Origin of the sequence: Williamsia muralis (assembly GCF_002735905.1) — a bacterium.
Classification (GTDB): Bacteria; Actinomycetota; Actinomycetes; order Mycobacteriales; family Mycobacteriaceae; genus Williamsia; species Williamsia muralis_A.
The window spans coordinates 91,593-110,223 of the sequence record NZ_PEBD01000010.1; the positions used below are offsets into that span (position 1 = coordinate 91,593).

The following is an 18,631-nucleotide window of genomic DNA, read 5'->3' on the forward strand; positions in this document are numbered from 1 at the left end:
CAGAATAGCGCTCAATGTAACCCACGTCACACCTTGGTGTCGTGCAACACTCGTGCCATGTTCGCTCGCCCCCGGCCCAGTCCGAACCGACCCCGCACGCGGCCCGAAAGCACGGGCCGACCTGCGCCGATGCGCGTCGGACGGTATCGCCCCGGCCGCGCCTTCGCGGTACTCGCGGTCAGCGTGTCGATGCTCGCCGCATGCGATAGCGGCGACGGCGACGGCGGCAGTGGCCTCAGTTCCACGACGGCGTACGTCCCGTCCTCGTCCACGGTGGCTCCGTCGTCGTCGACGTCCGCCGCGCCGCGCGTGGAGCCGGCAGCGTGCGGCGCACGCGAGTTGGCGGAGATGTCGCCGCGGCGCAAACTGGCCCAGTTGCTGGTCGTCGGGGTGACCGGCACCGAAGATGCCGTGGACATCGTGCGCCGGGAACAGATCGGTGGGGTTTTCATCGGCAGCTGGACGGATCTCGGGATGCTGTCCGACGGCGGGGTGGCGTCTGTGCAGAAGGCGGCCGAGACACCGGTGATGGTGACCGTCGATCAGGAAGGTGGCCGCGTCTCGCGGTTGTCCGGCCTCGGTATCGACAGTCCGTCGGCGCGCGAACTGGCCGCGACGATGTCGGTGGAGCAGGTGCGTGCCCTGGCCAAAGAGCAAGGCCTGCAGATGAAGGAGCTCGGCATCACCGTCGACTACGCGCCCGTCGCCGATGTGAGCGACGAATCCGACGACGAGGTGATCGGGGACCGTTCGTTCAGCGACGACCCGGCAGTGGTGACCCGTTACGCCAACGCCTACGCGCACGGTCTGCAGGACGCGGGAATCATGCCGGTGTTCAAGCACTTCCCCGGTCACGGACATGGGTCCGGTGACTCCCATACGGGAACCGTGGCGACCCCGGACCTCGACGAACTGCAGAACAGTGACCTGGTTCCTTACCGGACGCTGATCCAGCCCGGGGTGGCGGTGATGGTCGGCCATCTGATCGTGCCGGGCCTGACCGGTCCGGACACCCCCGCCAGCATCAGCGAACCCGCGATGTCCTTGCTGCGCGACGGCAGGGGATATGGCGGCAAGCCCTTCGACGGTCCGATCTTCACCGACGATCTGTCGGGCATGGCGGCCATCAGCGCCAAGTACGGCATCGAGAAGGCGGCCACCCTGGCGATCAGTGCCGGCGCCGACATTGCCCTGTGGCTCTCGACCGACAAGGTGCCCGCGGTGCTCGACGCACTGACTGAGGCGATGGGTTCCGGCACTCTGCCTGCCCAGCAGGTCGATGAATCGGTGGTGCGGGTCTTGCGTGCAAAGGGTGAACTCGACTGCTGACCAGAACTCGATTGTTGGCCGTGCGCCGTCGCCACTTGCCGGGCCGCGGCGAACTTACCGGCTGGTAAGGTGACATTCGTCTGAATTCAAAGGGGGTGTGGTCGTCGTGGCCGGAGGAACGAAGCGTTTGCCACGCGCCGTACGAGAGCAGCAGATGCTCGACGCCGCTGTGCAAGTGTTCGCCGCCAACGGTTTTCGGGAAACGTCGATGGACGCGATCGCTGCGCAGGCCAGTATCAGCAAGCCGATGCTCTACCTCTATTACGGCTCCAAGGACGAACTGTTCGGCGCGTGCATCAGCCGTGAAGGCGCTCGGTTCATCGAGGCGATGAGCGCCGGGTTCGACCCCAATCTGCGCCAGCACGACCAGGCCCGCACGGTCATCTACAGCTTCTTACGTTATGTGCACGACAACCGCGAGTCATGGCGAGTGCTCTACCGGCTTGCCAGCGGTCAGGCGAAGTTCGCCGGCCTGGTGGCCGCGAGCCGCGCCCGGCTCATCGAGATGGTCGCCGATCTGCTACGTCGGGGCACCACCGTCCCGCACCCCAGCGACACCGACTTCGAGCTGATGGCCGTAGCGCTCGTCGGGGCCGGTGAGGCTGTCGCCGACCGGATCTCCGAGGGCGACATCGACCTCGACGTCGCCGCCGACCTCATGGTCTCGATGGGTTGGAAAGGCCTGGCGGGCGACCGCCCCTGAACCGACTGCCCCTGACCAAAGATGGTGGGTTCGGGCGAGCCCCACCAGGGGAAATGCTCGCCCGAACCCACCGAATCGGGGTCAGCGGATGGTCGCCGTGAGGTGCGGGTATCCCTTCTTGGGATGTAGCACCGAGAGGTCGAACCCGTCGCCGGTGCGGGTGGTGTAGAGATTCACCTTGGCGGGCAACACGATCGGTTTGCCGAACCGCACGTTGTAGGTGACCTTGTCGTCCAGTTGTCCTTCGAGATTCGCCACCACGCGCGCGGCGGTCCACATCCCGTGGGCGATGGCCCGCGGGAACCCGAATGCCTTGGCGCCCAGGTCACTCATGTGGATCGGGTTGCGGTCGCCGCTCGCGGACGCGTACTTACGAATCAGGCCGAGGTTGGCGACCAGAGTCGCGTCCGGAGGCGCCGGACGACGGTCCTTGGGGGCTTCGCCGCGTTCACCACCGGACAAGCTCGTGCGCTGCTGACTGAGGAACGTCGCGGTCTGGCGGGTGACCAGCTCGTTGCCCACCGAGAACTCGGAGATCGCGTCGACGAGCATCCCCTTGCGGTGCTCCCGCAGATTCTCCGTGTGTGTACGGATGCTCAGCGGCTCGGTCACCGCGACCGGGCGGATTCGTTCGATGGTGTTCTCCACGTGCACCGAACCCACCGCCGAGAACGGGAAGTCGCGGGCGACGAGCAGTTCCATCACGAGTGGGAACTGCATCACGAACGGGAAGGTCAGGGGCAGGGTGTCGCCGAACCGCTGACCGGTGCTGGCGCAGTATGCACGCAGCTGGTCGAGGTCGACCTTCACATCGGACAGGGCGAGTTCGGTGTCGGGAAGGTGCGCGTCGGCCTTGATGGGGCCGGACTTGCCGATACCGGGCAACATTCCGACCACCGCGCGGCGATAGATGTCGGAGGTGGCCGGAAACCCTTTCAGCTCAATGGTTTTTGGCACGTCACGCTCCCAGCATGCTCTGACCGCACACACGCACCACGTTGCCGGTCACCGCGCTCGAGGCCGGATTCGCAAAGTAGGCAACGGTTTCGGCGACATCGACGGTCTGACCGCCCTGCTGCAGCGAGCTGATCCGGCGGCCCACCTCGCGGGTGGCCAGCGGGATGGCCGCGGTCATCGCGGTCTCGATGAAGCCGGGCGCAACGGCATTGATGGTGATCTTCTTCTCGGCCAGAACCGGCGCGTAGGCATCGACGAGCCCGATCACTCCGGCCTTGGATGTGCCGTAGTTGGTCTGACCGCGGTTGCCCGCGATACCGGCGATGGACGACACGTCGATCACGGCGCCACCTTCGCGCAGCGCGCCGGCCTCGAGGAGGTCGTCGACCAGCTGCTGCGGGGCGATCAGGTTCACGCCGATGACCGCGTTCCAGCGGGCGTCGTCCATGTTGGCGAGCAACTTGTCGCGGGTGATACCGGCGTTGTTGACGATGATGTCGATGCCACCGTGACGTTCGAGAGCGTGCTCGGCGAGCTTGGCGCCGGCATCGGGTGCGGTGACGTCGATCGGCAGCGCGGTGCCGCCGACCTTGTTGGCGGTGGCCGACAGCGCTTCACCGGCCGCGGGGATGTCGGCGGCGATCACGTGGGCGCCGTCACGCGCGAGGACCTCGGCGATGGTGGCACCGATACCGCGGGCGGCACCGGTGACCACGGCAACCTTGCCGGTCAGCGGCTTGTCCCAGCTGGCCGGGGCATCCGCATCCTTCTCGTCGACGCGGATGACCTGGGCGTCGACGAACGCGGACTTGGCCGAGAGCAGGAATCGCAGGGTCGACTCCAGTCCGCTCAAACCGGTCTTGGCATCGGGGGAGACGTAGACGAGCTGGGCGGTTGCGCCGTTGCGCAGTTCCTTGCCCAGCGAGCGGGTGAAGCCCTCGAGCGCGCGCTGTGCGACACGCTCGCTCGGGTTCTTGATCAGCTCTGGAGTGGTGCCGATGACCACGAACCGCGCACTGTTGCCCGCCGACCGGATGGTGGGCGCGAAGAACTCGAACAGCTGCGACAGCTCGGACGACTTGGTGATGCCGGTGGCATCGAGCACCGCGGCGCCCAGCTTGTCTGCTCCACGACCACTCGTGTTGTTCACGATCAGCTCATAGTCGTCGGCCAGCAATTCACGCAACGGCTCGATCAGCCGGCCGTTGCCTCCGATCAGGACGGGCCCTGCCAGCGGGGGCTCGCCGGCCTTGTAGCGGCGCAGCGTGGGCGGCTGTGGCAAGCCGACCTTGCTCGCGATGAATGCGCCCGGTCCTGAGCTGACGATGGTCGAGTAAAGGTCGGTGGTTCCTGTGGCAGACACGTGCACTCCCTTTTCTTTGCTTTTGAACGCCTCGCGTACGGCATGTGTGTTGTGTGCACCACCCGAGTCGGGCATATCCCGGGGGCGGCTCGACAACGAACTTACTCGGGAGTAAGAATACGCCATAAGAGCCATCCACAACTTGGGAGATCCACAGTGGTATCGAATAACCAGACCCGTACCGTGCGACCTGTCGCGATCGTCGGCGGCAACCGGATCCCGTTCGCCAAGCAAGACGGGGCCTACGCCAAGGCCGGCAACCAGGACATGTTCACCGCCACCCTCGACGGCCTGATCAGCAGGTTCAGCCTTCAGGGCGAGCGGCTGGGCATGGTGGCCGGTGGCGCCGTGCTCAAGCACGCACGTGACTTCAACCTCATCCGCGAGTCGGTCCTCGGTTCGGCGTTGTCGCCCTACACCCCGGCCTTCGACCTTCAGCAGGCCTGTGGCACCGGTCTCCAGGCGATCTCTGCTGTGGCCGACGGCATCGCGACAGGCAAGTTCGACGCCGGTATCGGCGGCGGCGTCGACACCACCTCCGATGCCCCGATCGCGGTATCCGAGGATCTGCGGCAGTCGCTGCTGGCAGTGAACCGGGCCCGCAGCACCGTCGACCGCCTCAAGGCCATCGCCAAGCTCCCGACGTCGCTGGGCATCGAGATCCCACGCAACGGTGAGCCCCGTACCGGCATGTCCATGGGTGAACACGCCGCGATCACCGCAAAGGAGTTCGGCATCAAGCGGTCCGACCAGGACGAACTCGCCGCAGCCAGCCACAAGAACATGGCGGCCGCCTACGACCGCGGCTTCTTCGACGATCTGATCACCCCGTTCCTCGGGCTCACCCGCGACCAGAACCTGCGGCCGGGAAGCACTGTCGAGAAGTTGTCGACCCTCAAGCCGGTCTTCGGGGTGTCCCTCGGCGACGCCACCATGACTGCGGGCAACTCGACTCCGCTGACCGACGGCGCTTCTGCAGTGCTGCTGAGCACCGACGAGTGGGCTGCGGAGAAGAAGCTGCCTGTGCTCGCGCACCTCGTGGATGTCGAGACCGCCGCGGTCGATTACGTCAACGGGCCCGATGGCCTGCTCATGGCACCCACCTACGCAATTCCGCGTCTCCTCGAGCGCAACGGCCTGACCCTGCAGGACTTCGACTACTACGAGATCCACGAGGCTTTCGCCTCGGTCGTCCTGTGCACGCTGGCGGCGTTCGAGTCCGACGCGTACTGCAAGGAGCGGTTGGGCCTCGATTCGGCACTGGGCAGCATCGACCGCAGCAAGCTCAACGTGAACGGGTCCTCGCTGGCGGCCGGCCATCCGTTTGCTGCCACCGGCGGCCGGATCGTCGCCCAGACGGCCAAGCAGATCAAGGAGAACGGCGGAGGACGTGCGCTGATCTCCATCTGCGCGGCCGGCGGACAGGGCGTCACCGCGATCATCGAGGCGTGATCGGACGCCGGGTATTGCACATCTGAAAAAACTTTCTGGAAGGTGTGTAACGCCCGGCGCCCCTACGGCGAAGTACTTGATAACTCCGGTTGAGCTGCACGACCCCCGACCCTGTAGCTCAACCGGAGCCCTATTTTCCCCGGTGTGACAATCCGCCGGTTTCTCCGGTCGCTCGTCGGCCCGGCTCGTACCGCTCTCGAAGCGAGACTCGTCGCTTCCCGATGTGGCGTCGGCTACATCCGTCCGCTGGACGCAATAAACAGCTGTCTCTTGACGTTTCGAATTTCGCTGTGTGAGTCAGCCGCCCTTGTCGGGCGGGAGATATCAGGAGGTGGACCATGAGTTCCTACTCGCCGCCGGCGACATGGACGTCACCGACGTTCCGTGCCCACACTCGTCCGATCGGCGACGAACCCGGGCCGGGCTGGTCGGGTTATGTGGTGGTCGCGGCAGTCCTCGGACTGCTGGCGTTGATGTTGATCGGCGCCACGCCGAGCTGACGTCCATCCGCCGGGCCCGCCGCGTCTCGGTACCGGCGGGCCCGGCCACTTCCGGTCACACCGCGGGGCACCCGATCACACCGCAAAGGGCGCAGAAACCTCGAACCGGAGACCGAAGTTGTTGAAGGTGAGGGGAAGCGGTGCGTCGGGCGACAGGTGTGGTGTGGAGGTCAGCGTGAAGCGCCCGCCCCGCAGCAGATGGGCGAGAAACGTGCTCGTGGTGAACAAGACGAGGTTCTCGCCGGGGCATCGGGCCGGCCCAGCGCTGAAGGGCACCAGATCCGGGCGTGCTGCGGCTCGGCCGTCGCTCCAGATGTCTGGGGTGAACGTGTTGGCGTAATTCGCCAGCTCGGGGTCCCGATGGAAGACAGGGGCCTGGATGATGACTCCGGCACCGGCTTTGGCCACCTTCGAGCGGTCGTCGCCCCAATAGGTGTCGGCTGTGGTGTCCCGCAGGATGCTGGGCGTGGTGGGCCACAGTCGCACAGATTCGAGCATGCAGTCGCGAAGGAAGTCGTACGTGCGCGGCTCCGCGCCGTCGGATCCGACCTCGGACAATGCCCGCTGCATCTGCTCGGGATGAGTGGCCAGCAGCGCGAGTGCACGGCTCATCGCCATTCCCGCGGCGTCGAATGCAAACAGCCAGTGAGGCATCTGCCCGATGGGGTCGACCGCGGGTGTTGTCGGAATTTCGCTGAGCGCCGCTGCCAGACTTCCGGGGGCCGGGTCGGCGACGTACTGGTACAGCCGCTCGATGAACCGCTCCCGTCTCATCGGATGCGGCCGCGACAGGAATGACCAGTTGCCGGCCGCCCGGAGTTTTCTCAACAGGTCGGTGGTCTGCTCGTCGTCGCGCGCAGCGTCGCCGAACGTGATCCGCCGTACCGCTTTCCACCAGGCGAGCAACAGGTCGTCGGCGCTCATTAACCCCGCTTCTGTCATTCGAGAGAGAAGGACGTCTGCTTCCTGGCCGGCCACGTCCGCGATGGTGCCTGCCATTCTGTGCAGTTCACGCGGGGTATCGAGCGCGGCGACGTTGACCAGTCGTCGTTGCTCACGCAGGTGTCCCTCCGAGATGAGAACCGCATGCGGCTGAAAGGGGTTGAGCGCAGCCTTCTTCTCCCGCGTCGCCGGACTGAACGGATCCGGCGATTCCTCGAGCACCCGCTGGACGTCGGCAGGATCGAGGATCACGAGAATCCGGCGGCCAGGCAGTACCAGCTCGACGGGTCCCGACCCGTACTGCTCGCGCAGTCGCCGTGCGCACTTGAGTGCGGTGGAATCGGCCTGCACACGCTCGAGCCCGGCCATCACGAGCGGTCGGCGCACGATGACACCGGCCGCGATGGCGGCAAAGCTGAGCTGCGCGAGTACGCGCAGGGCACCGGCACCGCGAATCCGGGGTACTGGAGCGGTGTGCCCGGGCGACGTGTGCGCGGATGTCGTCTCGGTCATGGGGTGTGGTCCTCTCTGGCGTGAGCGCTTCGACTTCGAGGAGTCGACCCACTGACGGCTGGCTGAGCTTGCGCGTGACGTGGTGGTCGAATTCCCTTTGGTGACGGGCTCAAACCCGATCCTGGGGGTTTGAAATGGGGCCGTTGTGGGCACACTGCGCCGAGCGCGACGCGCTGTGTGCCCGCATGCCCGTGGGCTCACCGGGGTGACCTACCGAGGTGGACTGTCTGATGCGTGGGGATTCGTCATCGATCCTGTGCCTGTGGTGCGGCTTCGAGCTCGCGGCATCCAGGTTTGCTGGTCCGGCGGCCGCTGCTGCGGTGGCAACCGTGAACGGCTGGTCGGTGAGCGACCACCACACCCTGTGTCCGTCATGCGCCACGGCCTTCGCGGCGATCCAGCAGAACGTCCTGGACGAAGATCGCGACTGCCCAACAACAGTTGGTTAGGGTAACCTTCCCCGCATGGGATTTTCGTTTGCGCGGGTGGTCGAGAACACCGAGCTGAACCCGCGGCTCCGCCGGATCGTTTTCGCCGTACCCGATGTGGCCGCCCTCGACCTGCCTGACCTCGCGGACGAAGTGGTCGGCATCTACTTTCCGACCGCTGGTGGCGGCCGGCCCCCGGCGATGGAGAATCGGGACGGTGTCTGGGGCTACTACGACCAGGAGACCCCGCCGGAGGGTCGCAATTACACGGTTCGCTCTGTCGATCGGACTGCCAACACGATGGTGGTCGACTTCGTGGTGCACGACCACGGCGTCGCCACCTTGTGGGCGCAGGGTGCCCAGGTCGGAGACGAGGTCGGGATGTCCCACGCTCGAGGCTGGTACCGCCCTGAAGTAACCACCGAGTGGCAACTACTGGTCGCCGACCTCGCGGGTCTGCCCGCGCTCGCCCGGATCATCGAAGGACTGTCTGCGCAGGCCCGGGTCACCGCCATCGTGGAGGTTGTCGACGAGTCCGACCTCGACTATCTGCCCCGGCGCGACAACGTGGACCTGATCAGTCTGGTCGGCAGCGGAAACGGTTACGGCGACAGCCGACTCGGCGAGGCAGTCGAGCGGTTCGGTCACCCCGAGGGCCGCGGATACTGCTGGTTCGCCGCCGAGGCGAAGGCATCGCGGGCTGTTCGCAAGCACTTCCGTAAGCAGTTCGGCTGGAAGGCCGATCAGTGCGACATCATCGGCTACTGGCGATTCGACGGGGAAGCCTGGGCCAAGAGGTTCGAGCAGGTCGGTGGTGAGCTGTACGCGGTGTATGCGGCGGCGCTCGCCGACGGCAAGAGCGAGAAGGTGGCTTCGGAGATCTTCGACGACGCGCTCGAACGCGCTGGGCTCTGATCTCGTCGCGCGTCATTCCGCGGTGAACATCGGCCGCCCGGACACCGGGTCACGGCTGATCCGGGCGCGTACGTCGAACACCGTGTGCAGCAGGTCCGCGGTCAGCACGTCGTCCGGATGACCGTCGGCGACGAGTGTGCCGTCGCGCATCGCGACGATTCGATCGCAGTATCGCGCGGCTTGGTTGACGTCGTGGAGCACCATCACAACCGTTTTGTCATGTTCGCGAACGAGTTCGACGATCAGTTCCATCAGATCGATCTGATGCCGGATGTCGAGATACGTGGTCGGCTCGTCGAGCAGCAGCACGCCCGTGTCCTGGGCGAGTGCCATCGCGATCCAGGCCCGTTGACGTTCACCGCCCGACAACGAATCGAGGCGACGTTCGGCCATCGACGTCACCCCCGCCATCGACATCGCCCTGGCCATCACCTCGTCGTCGCGGCGACTGAGCATGGCAAGGGGACCCAGCCGCGGATAACAGCCCTGTTCCACCAGTTCACGAACTCGCAATCCTGCCGGGATCGTGGAGGTCTGCGGAAGGATCGCGAGCCTGCGTGCAACGTCGACCGTCTTGCGCGTGGCGATGGGTTGACCGTCCAGTCGAACTTCCCCATGGCGGGGGGTGAGTACCCGGGCCAGAGCCATCAGCAGCGTGGACTTGCCTGAGCCGTTGGGACCCACCAGTGCTGTCGCGGTACCGGACTCGATCCGCAGGTTCAGGCCGTCGACGACGGCACGTCCGCGATAGCCGAGTTGGAGGTCGAATCCCTCGAGCAGCGGCGGAGTTCGATTCATCTGCGTTCCCTTCGGACGAGCCAGATCAGGTACGGCGCACCCAGTGACGCGGTGACGGCGCCGACCGGGAGGCCGGTGACCGCCGGGCCACTCCCGGGCAGATCGAGTGTGATGCTGAAGGCCAAGAGATCCGCGGCCGACAGACCGATTGCCCCGAGCACCATGCTGACGGGTATCAGATCCCGATAGTCGCCGCCGACCAGGATGCGCGCCAGATGTGGTGCCATCAAACCGATGAACGCCACCGCACCGGCTGCCGTGACGGCCGCTGCGGCCGCGAGCACCGCGACCATCAGCAGCACGAAACGGGTTCGTGCCGTGCGCAATCCCAGACCCGTGGCGGTGATGTCGCCGAGCGAGAGGACATTGACCCGCGAGGATGCGAGCAGAGCAGCCACCCCGAGTACGAGGACCCAGGGCCACAGGGCATTCCAATCGGACTGCGTACGCGCGTTGAGTGACCCGATGAGCCATCGGAGCACCACGCCCATCGGCTGAGCGTCGACGACGAGCAGCAACGAGGTGACTGCGCCGAGGATGGCACCCAACAGGATTCCCGCCACCGCGAGAGACCGTCGGCCGACCAGGTACAGCAAGACACCGGCGACGACCGCACCGACCAACGACGCGATGGCTGCCAATGAGAACGGGGGTGGTGGGGAGCCCTGGTGTGGGAACGCGAGTATGGCGACGACAACACCGAGTGCCGCGCCCGCCCCGACTCCGGTGGTTCCCGGTTCGGCGAGTGGATTGCCGATCACGGCTTGCAGCAGTGCGCCCGAGACAGCAAGCAGGACACCGGCGCCCATGCCGACGAGTACCCGGGGGAGGCGGTACTTGAGGACGATGACCTCGTGTGCGCGGGTCTCCGACGTGCCCGTCAGTACTCGAAAGGTGTCGGCGGCGCCGAGGTCGGAACGCCCGATCAGCAGATGCGCCATCACGAGTGCGACGAGCACGACCGCGCCGCCGGCCAGGAGGGGGAGGGGCCGCAGCAGGTTCGGTTCCCTCATGCCGCCGAGTCCTGGCGGCGTAGTGCGATGAGCAGCGTCGGGACGCCGATCAGGGTGGTGGTGATACCCACCGGGATCTCGGTGGGGTACAGCGCAATTCGGGACAAGAGGTCGGCTGCGGTGAGCAACACTGCGCCCGCGACCGGTGTCAGCCAGAAGACCCGGCGGGCGCTGGTGGTGCGGAGTACCCACCTGCACAGGTGCGGCGCCAGCAGGGCCACGTAAGCCACCGGGCCGCACACGCAGGCGACGACCGCGGCCAGGACACCGGCGCACCCGAGCGCCGACAACCGTGCACGAAACACGTTGATACCCAAACCCGCCGCAACATCGTCGCCCAGCGACAGCGCTGCCACGCGGTGCCGTAAGAACAGGGCTGCCGGCACGGCGACGGCGAGCCAGGGAGCGACCACCGCGACGTGTGGCCAGCCGCGATCGCTGAGGCTCCCCAGCAGATAGCGGAACAGCAATGGCAGGTTGCCCTCGGTGCCCAGGCTCACGAGCGCGATCACGAGTCCAGACGCCAACGCGGTGACCGCCGAGCCGATCAGCAGCATCGTGGTGGGGTCGTGGGTTTTTCCCACCCCCACGAGCACCGTCGAGCCGGCCACTGCGGCGCCGAGCAGTGCGACGTACGGCAGCTGGTGCAGTCCCACCGGCAGCGCGAGCACGGTCACCGCGGTCAACACCACGGCAGCGCCCGAGGACACGCCCAGGAGTTCGGGACCGGCGATGCGGTTCTGCATCGCGTCCTGCATCAAGATGCCCGCCAGGCCGAGGGCGGCCCCGCACATCACGCCGAGCAGGGCTCGCGGCAACCGGGAATCCGCCACGTAGGGGTGCAGGGGATCGGAAGCGTCGGGGAGTGCGGCGAAAGCCTCCAGTGGCGTCACCACCGGATCCCCGGCGCACAGGGCGACCACCACCACAACTGCGATCGCGGCCGTACCCAGCAGCAACGAGCCGAGGAGTCGTCGGTCGGGTCGCCTCTGGGCAGCCGTATTGACAATGGTTATCATTTCGCACAACATCATCTGCAAGGGAGATCGAATGCGCAAGTCCATTGCTCTGTCCACCACCCGCGGCCTCGTCGCGGCCGCATCGGCATTGGCGTTACTGGGGGTGGCAGCCTGCGGCACCGACAGTGAGGAGCCGGCCGCCGAGTCGATCGTCGTGACCGACGCAACCGGCACCACGGTCACCTTGGAGGGCCCGGCCGGCCGAATCGCCTGTCTGACAATGATCTGCGTCGACGCTCTCAAGGAGGTGGGGATCACCCCCGTCGCTTATCGGGAGGATCTGGCGCTCGATGACCGGTTCTTCGGACCCGACGCGGACATGCGAAAGATCACCGGCGGCTTCGGTGAGGAGAACGTGGAAGACATCGCCATGTCCGAGCCCGACCTGGTCATCGGGCTCGGTGGAGTACAAGACGGGCTGCGAGCAGCTGTCGAAGAGTCCGCGCCGTTGTATCTGGTCGATCCGTCCTCGTGGCAGGACTCGGTCGAGTTCTTGCGCACTGTAGGGCAATTGACGGGCAAGCAGGCAGAGGCGGACGCTGCGGCCCAATCGTTTGTCGAGCGCGTCGAAACCGCGCGCCAGAACCGAAGTGACCTCACCACGTTGTCGATGTACGGGGAGCCGGGCAGTCTCGGTGTCGACTCCGTTGAAACGCCGGTCGGTTCGCTTCTTGCCGAGGTGAGCGACTACCCATGGCCTGCCGGTACCGATGCCTTCGCAACCGTGTCGGTTGAGCAGATCGCAGGCGTCAACCCAGATGTCATCTTCGCGCAGGCATTTTCGTCCGGCGATGACGCGGAACCGCTGTCGGCGAGACTGGCGACGAACCCGATCTGGCCCTCGATCGCGGCAGCACAGAACAACCGCGTGGTCGAGGTCGAGGCGAGCCTGTGGGCCACCGGCCGCGGGACCGTGTCGTTGGGCATCGTTCTCGATGAGGTGACGGACGAGTTGGCAAAGTCCTGACGAATGGCGCCACGCTATTGAAAATGATTATCAAATACCCTAGCGTGGGTCCTGGTCGTTCGATGAGCGACCGATTCGGTTGCGATGCAGCCGAATTCACTACAAGCGAAGGAGATTCATGAACGACAATGAGTTCTTCCGTTCCATCCAGGCGCCGGTGAGCCTGGCGACCCATTCCGCGGGCCACAGCAATGCGCTCGTCGAGAACCCGTTCGACGACGCACAGGATTCCGAGGACTGATAGGTCCTCGCATCACCTGATGTGTCAAGAGCCCGCGTGCCATTCGAGTGACGTCCCGGGTGGCACGCGGGACCGGATGAGAAGCGAGACCCGTGCAGCTGTCCCCGAATACCGCCATATATCAAGCACATCAGGGCTTTGTCCTTCGCACCGCCGACGACGAGCACTTCGAACTCACTCTGGGTGGTGACGAGGTGCACGAGCTCTTGTCGGTGCTGTCCGGCGACGCGTCACCTGCCTCGGGCAGGGTCCGTGCCGCCCTGGGCGCGTTGGTCGACGCAGGTCACGTGGTCACCACCGTCGCGCGGCCGACGGTGGCAGTGCGTGGGCAGGGCAAGATCGCGGCTGCGACCTCGAAGAGGCTGGGAGCGCGCGTGTCCGGTGAAAGCGTGAGCGCTGACGTCGTCTGTCACGTCAGCGACGATCCGGTTGATCCGGCCGAGACTGGCGCCGTGGACCTGGCCAGCTATCGCGACGGGATCATCCACGTGATCACGCCGCAGGCGGTCGGTGTCGCGGACGTGGTCGGCCGGCGTCGTGCCTGCGCCATCCATCGTGACCGGATACAGTCGCATCACCGACCGGTTGACGGCGGGCTGCGGCTGGAGTCGACCCTGCATCCGGTGTCTGATCGGGCAGCTGATGTGATCGCAGACCTCATCGTCACCGAGATCGACGAGCGACAGGGTCGGTCGGTCACCGAGTCGCCGACAAGCCGTTCACAGCATCTGCTGACCACTGTCGACCTACGCACCCTGCGGATTGTCCGGCGACCTGTGTTGCCCATTCCCGCTGTGCCGCAATGACTTGTTCGCTGACCGATACCCAGGTCGACGGACTTCACACAAATGTCTTCCTGCCGGACACCGCGCCGAGGTCCGTCCTCATCATCCGCACGCCCTACGATGCCGCCGCCTATCGGGCAGAAGCGCATGCATGGGTTCGTCGGGGAATCGCAGTGGTCACCCAGGATGTCCGGGGACGGCACCGGTCCCGCGGCCGTTTTCGGCCGTTCGAGAACGAGGGGGCCGATGGGCTCGCGACCCTGCAGTGGGTTGCGAGCCGATCGTGGGGCGGCGCACCGGTGATTCTGCACGGCACGTCGTACTCCGCACACTGCGCGGTGGAGACGGCGATCGCTGCGGCAGAGGCGGGGGTCGACGTCGGCGGGGTGTCGGTGGCGGTTCCCGCGCTCGGTCTCGGTGAGACGGCACGCAACATCGATGGATGCTTCTATCTGCAGTCGCGGGTGGGCTGGTGGCTCGAACACGGAGAAGGACCCGAATCGCCCGGCGTCGCAATCCCTGACGGTCTGCTCGACACGCTGCCGGTGGCCGACGTCGGTCGCCGCGCCACACCGCCGATCTCGGCGTGGGAGAAAGTGATTAGAGCTGATCGTCGAGATCGTGAACGCCGTGCCGAGGTTTCGCGGCTGCGCTGTCCGTTGCTTGCCGTCGGTGGCATGGCGGATTGGTTTGCGCAGGACACTGTCGACCTCTGGACGTCCTGGGGTGGCCCGGCGGCGCTGGTCATGGGCCCCTGGGACCACAGTCTGCGCGGCTCCGACCGAGCCCGCCGCATGGAGTCGTGGATTGATGACGTGTGTGCCGGCACCACCACAACCGGCGCGCAGGTGCTCGGTCTTCCTGGAGGAACGGTTGACCTGACCCGGTGGCCGAGCACCGAGGCGTCAACTGTTCTCCCAGGCGGGCGATTTCCCGCCGACCCCACCGATCCCTTCCCTTCGATGGCTCACGGGGCAGACCTCAGCGAGGCGACCGCGCGGCCGGATTGCCTTGTTCTCGACCTGCCGAACCATTCTGACGTGGTCGTCGGAACACCCGCTGTGCGAGTGCATTCGACTGACGCCGTCGGTCACTGGGGCGCTCTGCTCGCCATCCGGCGCAGCGACGGTCGACTCGAACAGACGGCGCACGGTATGTCCACGCACACGACGATCCACCTCACCCCGGTGGCCGCCCACCTCGACACAGGAGAATCGATGGTCCTCATCCTCTTGGCGCATTCCTTCCCTCGCCACGCGCGGGATCTCCAGTCGCGCAACGACCACCTCGCCGGCACCGAAACGCGTGCAGTCATTCGTGAGGTCGAGTCCGTGACGTTGGACATGCCGGCATGAACCCGATTGCGGCAGAACCGAACACATCAACCGTCCTGTCGGCCGAGGACCTGATCGATCCCTATGCTGGCGTCATCCGGGCCCTGCACCCCGTGGACCGGCTCGACGCGATGCCCGAACGGTATGTGGGACTGACCGCCGAGATCGCCGACACCAGAACGCATGGGAACTGGCCGAGTGACCTGGTGTCCCTCGGAACCACCTTCGCCGACGAGGCGGGTGCCCGTATCGCGGCGATCGGCGAGGCCGTCGAGCGGTACTGCGGCAATTACGTGCCGAAAGACCTGCTGCGGGCGACATCTCGGGAGTTACGCAGCGCGGGCGTGCGCCATCTGGGGCCCGATGAACTGAACTTCTTCGCCGAGTGGCAACTCGAGACGCCGAGGTTCCCGTTCGCGCGGTTCACGCATGACACGGTGATCGCCTGGTGTGAGGGCCGCGGTGACGACGGAGAACCGACGCTGGTGCCTGCGTCGTACGTCTATCTCAACTGGCGAACCGGCACCCGTAAGCGCGACCCGTGGCTACACCATCTGAACTACGCGGGCATCGCCACCGGAGCAGGCCTGGACGACGCCGCCGCCCGAGGGTTGCTCGAACTCGTCGAACGGGACTCACTGTCGTTGTGGTGGCATCTGAACCTGCCCGCCCGCGGTATCGACATCGGTAGCGTGCCAGGCCTGGCCGACGACCTCGGTGACACCCGATTACGTTGTCACCTGCTCGAATTGCCCGCTTACTTCGGTGTCCCGGTGGTCGCTGCGGTGATCCACGACCCGGAACTGGGCATCGTGGCGGGGGGCTTCTCCGCCAAGCTCGACCCGGCCGAGACCGCCCGGAAGGCGGTACTCGAAGCCATTCACAGTTGGGTGTTCACGCGGGGCCTGCTGGAGCCCGACGGCTGGGTGTTCGGCTCCATGGAGGCCGGGGTGCTCTCCCGCGCGCTGTATCTGGACCATCGGGCGGACCGCAGTTACCTCGATGCCGCCGGTGTGCGGAGTGAGCATGTCCGCGATCTCGGGGCGCAGGCGCAGGTGTGGCTGGATCCGCTGACGCAGGAAGCGTTGCTGCCGCGCTTCACCGAACCGGCCACCACGGTGGGTATCGACGAACTGCCCACCGGCGACCTCTCGGATCTCGAGCACCGACTGCGAGCCGCCGGCCACCAGATCGTTGTCTGCGACATCACCACGCCCGATATCGCATTGACGCCGCTGCGGGTGGCGCGGGTGTGCGCCGCCGGGTTGATCCCGAACGCCCCGGCGGGGTTCCCCTACTTCGGTCTGCCGCGGTGGCGGGAGGTCGCGCGAGCAGAGGCAACGGGCTGCGATCCGGATGACCCGAACTCGTTGCTGCTGGTGGCCCCTCCGAGCTTGTGAACCCGTTTCGCACATTCGTGGTCGCGCGCGCGATCTGCTGGGCGGGCAATGCCGTCACGCTGGTGGCGCTGCCTCTTCTCGTCTACCAGCATAGCGGCTCGGCACTGTTGTCCGGTGTGACGTTTGCCGTCGAGTCGTTGCCTTATCTGCTGTTCGGGCTCTTCGCCGGCGCGGTGGCGGACCGGTTCGACCGCAAGTCCATCCTGGTTGTCGCCCAGATGCTGAGTGCAGTTGCGCTGGCGTCGATTCCGCTGGCGAATGTCGCTGGGGACGTCCTGATCGTGCACGCCCTCACTGTTGCCTTCGTCGTGTCCACGCTGTTCGTGTTCTACGATGCGGCGTCGTTCGGGGTGGTGCCCGCTCTGGTCGGGCCGGACCGAATAGCTGATGCCACAGGAACATTGGTATCCGTGGGTACCGTCATCGGGATTGCCGGACCGTTGCTGGGTGGTGTGGCGGCCACTGCGCTGAGTCCCGCCGGTGCGATCGCGATCGATGCATGCTGCTATCTGTCTGCGGCGGCTCTCACCGCCACCATCGCGATTCCCCCGAACGCCGTCGAAGTCGTTCCGGGCCGTCGTATCTCGGACCAGATAGGTGAGGGGTTGCGATACATCTGGCAGCAGCCGGTGGTGCGCGCACTGACTCTGGTGGGAATCGGTGTGAGCCTCGCCAACGGCGTGGTGGTCGGACTGATGGTGGTGGTGGGTGTCCGGCGACTGGGCCTGGGTGACGGCGACGCCCGACTGGGTGCGTTGTATGCGGCCACCGCGCTGGGGGCGTTCCTCATCAGCCTCGTCAGCGCGAAGATCCAGCGCGTCGTGGACACCGGGAAGATCACCCTCGCCGGGATCGCCGTGTCTGCCGGGGCGATGCTGCTGTGGGCACAGACGCCCTGGTTTGTCGTCTCGCTGGTGATCCTGGTTGTGTACCAGGCTGCCAACACGATGATCATCGTCAACGGAATCGTTGTGCGGCAATCGATCACGCCCGATGAGTTGCAGTCGCGGGTGAACACTACGGCGCGAATGATCGCCATGGGCGGTACGCCGTTCGGCGCTGCGATGGGTGGGGCGGTGGCGCAGGTCGGCGGTGTCTGTGTGGCGGTGTCCGTCGGCGCGGTGGCCCTGCTGTGTTCAGCCGTTGTCGGCTGGCGGATGGGGGTCGCCCGGCTGCCGCTGCTCGCCGACCTCTCAGCGAGCGCCCACGGCAAAGGCGAGTAGTGGGACCTGGCCGCGCTGCAAGGAGAGCATCTCGCTGATCCGGTTGTCATAGAACCCGGATATCGCGCAGCAGGCGAGGTCGAGTGCGGTGGCGATGAGGTACAGGTGTGCTGCAGCCAAGCCGGCATCGACATGCAGGGTGCGATAGTGCCGCTCAGAATATTTGGTCAGTGTCGCGTCGAGTTCGCCGACGAGAATGACGACAACCGGAGCGCGTCGGGCGAACTGCGGTTGAACGAGCCCCTGTGCGAGTGCGCCGCGTACGTCGCCTGTTCTGCGTCGGAGTAACCGGTGGCGGCCGCGGTCGAACTCGTACACACCCATGGGTATCTCGTCGAGTGTTTGCAGCGCAACCACGTAAGCGGTGGTCGACGGTAGGCCACCGGCGCTGGGGTGGAAGGTCAAGGAGTGCTCCTCGCCGTCGCCGGTTCGTACGGTGCGCTGTGGACCTAGCGCCCACCGCAGTAACGCCGACAGGTCTGGGTGGCCGAGCGGGCCGTAGCTGTACCGCGAGCGCCGGTCGCGGAGGACGCCGTCGATGGGAACCGATGGCGCGTCGGTTGGTTCGCACAGCGTGATCACCCCGTCGCCCTCGGACAGCCGGATCGGCGACACCGGAGGGCCCGAGTCGGTGAGGGCGCTGTGGACTGCGCGTGCGCGCTCAACTCTCGTACCCAGCAGGCCATCCATGACATCTAGTCTAATGACAATCCTCCTTCGCCCTGGCCGGCGTCACACTTCTACTGGCA

At 66.2% G+C, this 18,631-nt stretch carries 18 protein-coding genes; 11 read left to right on the forward strand and 7 right to left on the reverse strand.

Going from position 1 to position 18,631, the window contains the following annotated elements; translation table 11 throughout:
* Positions 1–129 precede the first annotated feature (129 nt).
* Both CSW57_RS14315 and CSW57_RS14320 read left to right on the forward strand, forming a co-directional pair.
* Complete coding sequence (locus tag CSW57_RS14315; RefSeq protein WP_099383458.1) at positions 130–1,329, forward strand: glycoside hydrolase family 3 N-terminal domain-containing protein; 1,200 nt, start codon at positions 130–132, stop codon at positions 1,327–1,329.
* A 106-nt stretch (positions 1,330–1,435) separates the two neighbouring features.
* Positions 1,436–2,032: a TetR/AcrR family transcriptional regulator gene (locus CSW57_RS14320; protein WP_099384467.1), complete on the forward strand. Its 597-nt coding sequence runs from the start codon at positions 1,436–1,438 to the stop codon at positions 2,030–2,032.
* Between the two features lie 81 nt (positions 2,033–2,113).
* On the opposite strand, the gene CSW57_RS14325 is transcribed toward CSW57_RS14320, so the two are convergent.
* Together CSW57_RS14325 and CSW57_RS14330 are read right to left on the reverse strand one after the other, a co-directional pair.
* Positions 2,114–2,989 (reverse strand): MaoC/PaaZ C-terminal domain-containing protein, encoded by an 876-nt coding sequence (locus tag CSW57_RS14325; protein WP_099383459.1) that lies wholly within the window; start codon positions 2,987–2,989, stop codon positions 2,114–2,116.
* A 1-nt stretch (position 2,990) separates the two neighbouring features.
* The gene (locus CSW57_RS14330) at positions 2,991–4,352 is read right to left on the reverse strand and encodes a 3-oxoacyl-ACP reductase (RefSeq protein WP_189339271.1); all 1,362 of its coding nucleotides are present in this window, start codon (positions 4,350–4,352) and stop codon (positions 2,991–2,993) included.
* Positions 4,353–4,508: 156 nt separating this feature from the next.
* Between CSW57_RS14330 and CSW57_RS14335 the strand changes: the two genes are divergently transcribed.
* Complete coding sequence (locus CSW57_RS14335; RefSeq protein WP_099383461.1) at positions 4,509–5,804, forward strand: acetyl-CoA C-acetyltransferase; 1,296 nt, start codon at positions 4,509–4,511, stop codon at positions 5,802–5,804.
* A 338-nt stretch (positions 5,805–6,142) separates the two neighbouring features.
* On the forward strand, positions 6,143–6,304 hold the full coding sequence (locus tag CSW57_RS24480) for a hypothetical protein (protein ID WP_189339272.1): 162 nt from the start codon (positions 6,143–6,145) through the stop codon (positions 6,302–6,304).
* A 75-nt stretch (positions 6,305–6,379) separates the two neighbouring features.
* Here CSW57_RS24480 and CSW57_RS14340 read toward each other — a convergent pair whose 3' ends face one another.
* Positions 6,380–7,759: a cytochrome P450 gene (locus CSW57_RS14340; protein ID WP_099383462.1), complete on the reverse strand. Its 1,380-nt coding sequence runs from the start codon at positions 7,757–7,759 to the stop codon at positions 6,380–6,382.
* 464 nt (positions 7,760–8,223) lie between these two features.
* Here CSW57_RS14340 and CSW57_RS14350 point away from each other — a divergent pair, with 464 nt between their 5' ends.
* Positions 8,224–9,102 carry a siderophore-interacting protein gene (locus CSW57_RS14350; RefSeq protein ID WP_099383464.1) on the forward strand — a complete coding sequence of 293 codons (879 nt, stop codon included), beginning with the start codon at positions 8,224–8,226 and terminating at the stop codon, positions 9,100–9,102.
* Positions 9,103–9,114: 12 nt separating this feature from the next.
* Here the strand turns inward: CSW57_RS14350 and CSW57_RS14355 are convergent, their stop codons facing one another.
* The 3 genes from CSW57_RS14355 to CSW57_RS14365 are packed head-to-tail and all read right to left on the reverse strand — an operon-like array spanning position 9,115 to position 11,932.
* On the reverse strand, positions 9,115–9,900 hold the full coding sequence (locus tag CSW57_RS14355; protein ID WP_099383465.1) for an ABC transporter ATP-binding protein: 786 nt from the start codon (positions 9,898–9,900) through the stop codon (positions 9,115–9,117).
* Complete coding sequence (locus CSW57_RS14360; protein WP_099383466.1) at positions 9,897–10,913, reverse strand: FecCD family ABC transporter permease; 1,017 nt, start codon at positions 10,911–10,913, stop codon at positions 9,897–9,899. The genes CSW57_RS14355 and CSW57_RS14360 overlap by 4 nt, the downstream gene beginning before the upstream one ends.
* Positions 10,910–11,932: a FecCD family ABC transporter permease gene (locus tag CSW57_RS14365; protein WP_189339273.1), complete on the reverse strand. Its 1,023-nt coding sequence runs from the start codon at positions 11,930–11,932 to the stop codon at positions 10,910–10,912. The genes CSW57_RS14360 and CSW57_RS14365 overlap by 4 nt, the downstream gene beginning before the upstream one ends.
* Before the next feature lie 31 nt (positions 11,933–11,963).
* Between CSW57_RS14365 and CSW57_RS14370 the strand changes: the two genes are divergently transcribed.
* From CSW57_RS14370 to CSW57_RS14390, 6 genes are all read left to right on the forward strand, one after another.
* A complete protein-coding gene (locus CSW57_RS14370; protein ID WP_189339274.1) occupies positions 11,964–12,899 on the forward strand; it encodes an ABC transporter substrate-binding protein in 936 nt (311 codons plus the stop codon).
* A gap of 118 nt (positions 12,900–13,017) precedes the next feature.
* Positions 13,018–13,140 (forward strand): streptamidine family RiPP, encoded by a 123-nt coding sequence (gene amiA, locus CSW57_RS24785; protein WP_023960198.1) that lies wholly within the window; start codon positions 13,018–13,020, stop codon positions 13,138–13,140.
* Positions 13,141–13,232: 92 nt separating this feature from the next.
* Positions 13,233–13,946: a hypothetical protein gene (locus CSW57_RS14375; RefSeq protein WP_099383468.1), complete on the forward strand. Its 714-nt coding sequence runs from the start codon at positions 13,233–13,235 to the stop codon at positions 13,944–13,946.
* Positions 13,943–15,280, forward strand: a complete 1,338-nt coding sequence (locus tag CSW57_RS14380) for a CocE/NonD family hydrolase (RefSeq protein ID WP_099383469.1) — start codon at positions 13,943–13,945, stop codon at positions 15,278–15,280. The genes CSW57_RS14375 and CSW57_RS14380 overlap by 4 nt, the downstream gene beginning before the upstream one ends.
* Positions 15,277–16,659, forward strand: coding sequence for a YcaO-like family protein (locus tag CSW57_RS14385; protein WP_223249265.1), 1,383 nt, complete (start codon positions 15,277–15,279; stop codon positions 16,657–16,659). Before CSW57_RS14380 ends, CSW57_RS14385 begins: the two co-directional genes overlap by 4 nt.
* Positions 16,656–17,882, forward strand: coding sequence for an MFS transporter (locus CSW57_RS14390; protein ID WP_099383470.1), 1,227 nt, complete (start codon positions 16,656–16,658; stop codon positions 17,880–17,882). Before CSW57_RS14385 ends, CSW57_RS14390 begins: the two co-directional genes overlap by 4 nt.
* Here CSW57_RS14390 and CSW57_RS14395 read toward each other — a convergent pair.
* Positions 17,853–18,572, reverse strand: a complete 720-nt coding sequence (locus tag CSW57_RS14395; protein ID WP_099383471.1) for a SagB family peptide dehydrogenase — start codon at positions 18,570–18,572, stop codon at positions 17,853–17,855. The two genes, CSW57_RS14390 and CSW57_RS14395, sit on opposite strands and share 30 nt — an antisense overlap.
* Positions 18,573–18,631 lie beyond the last annotated feature (59 nt).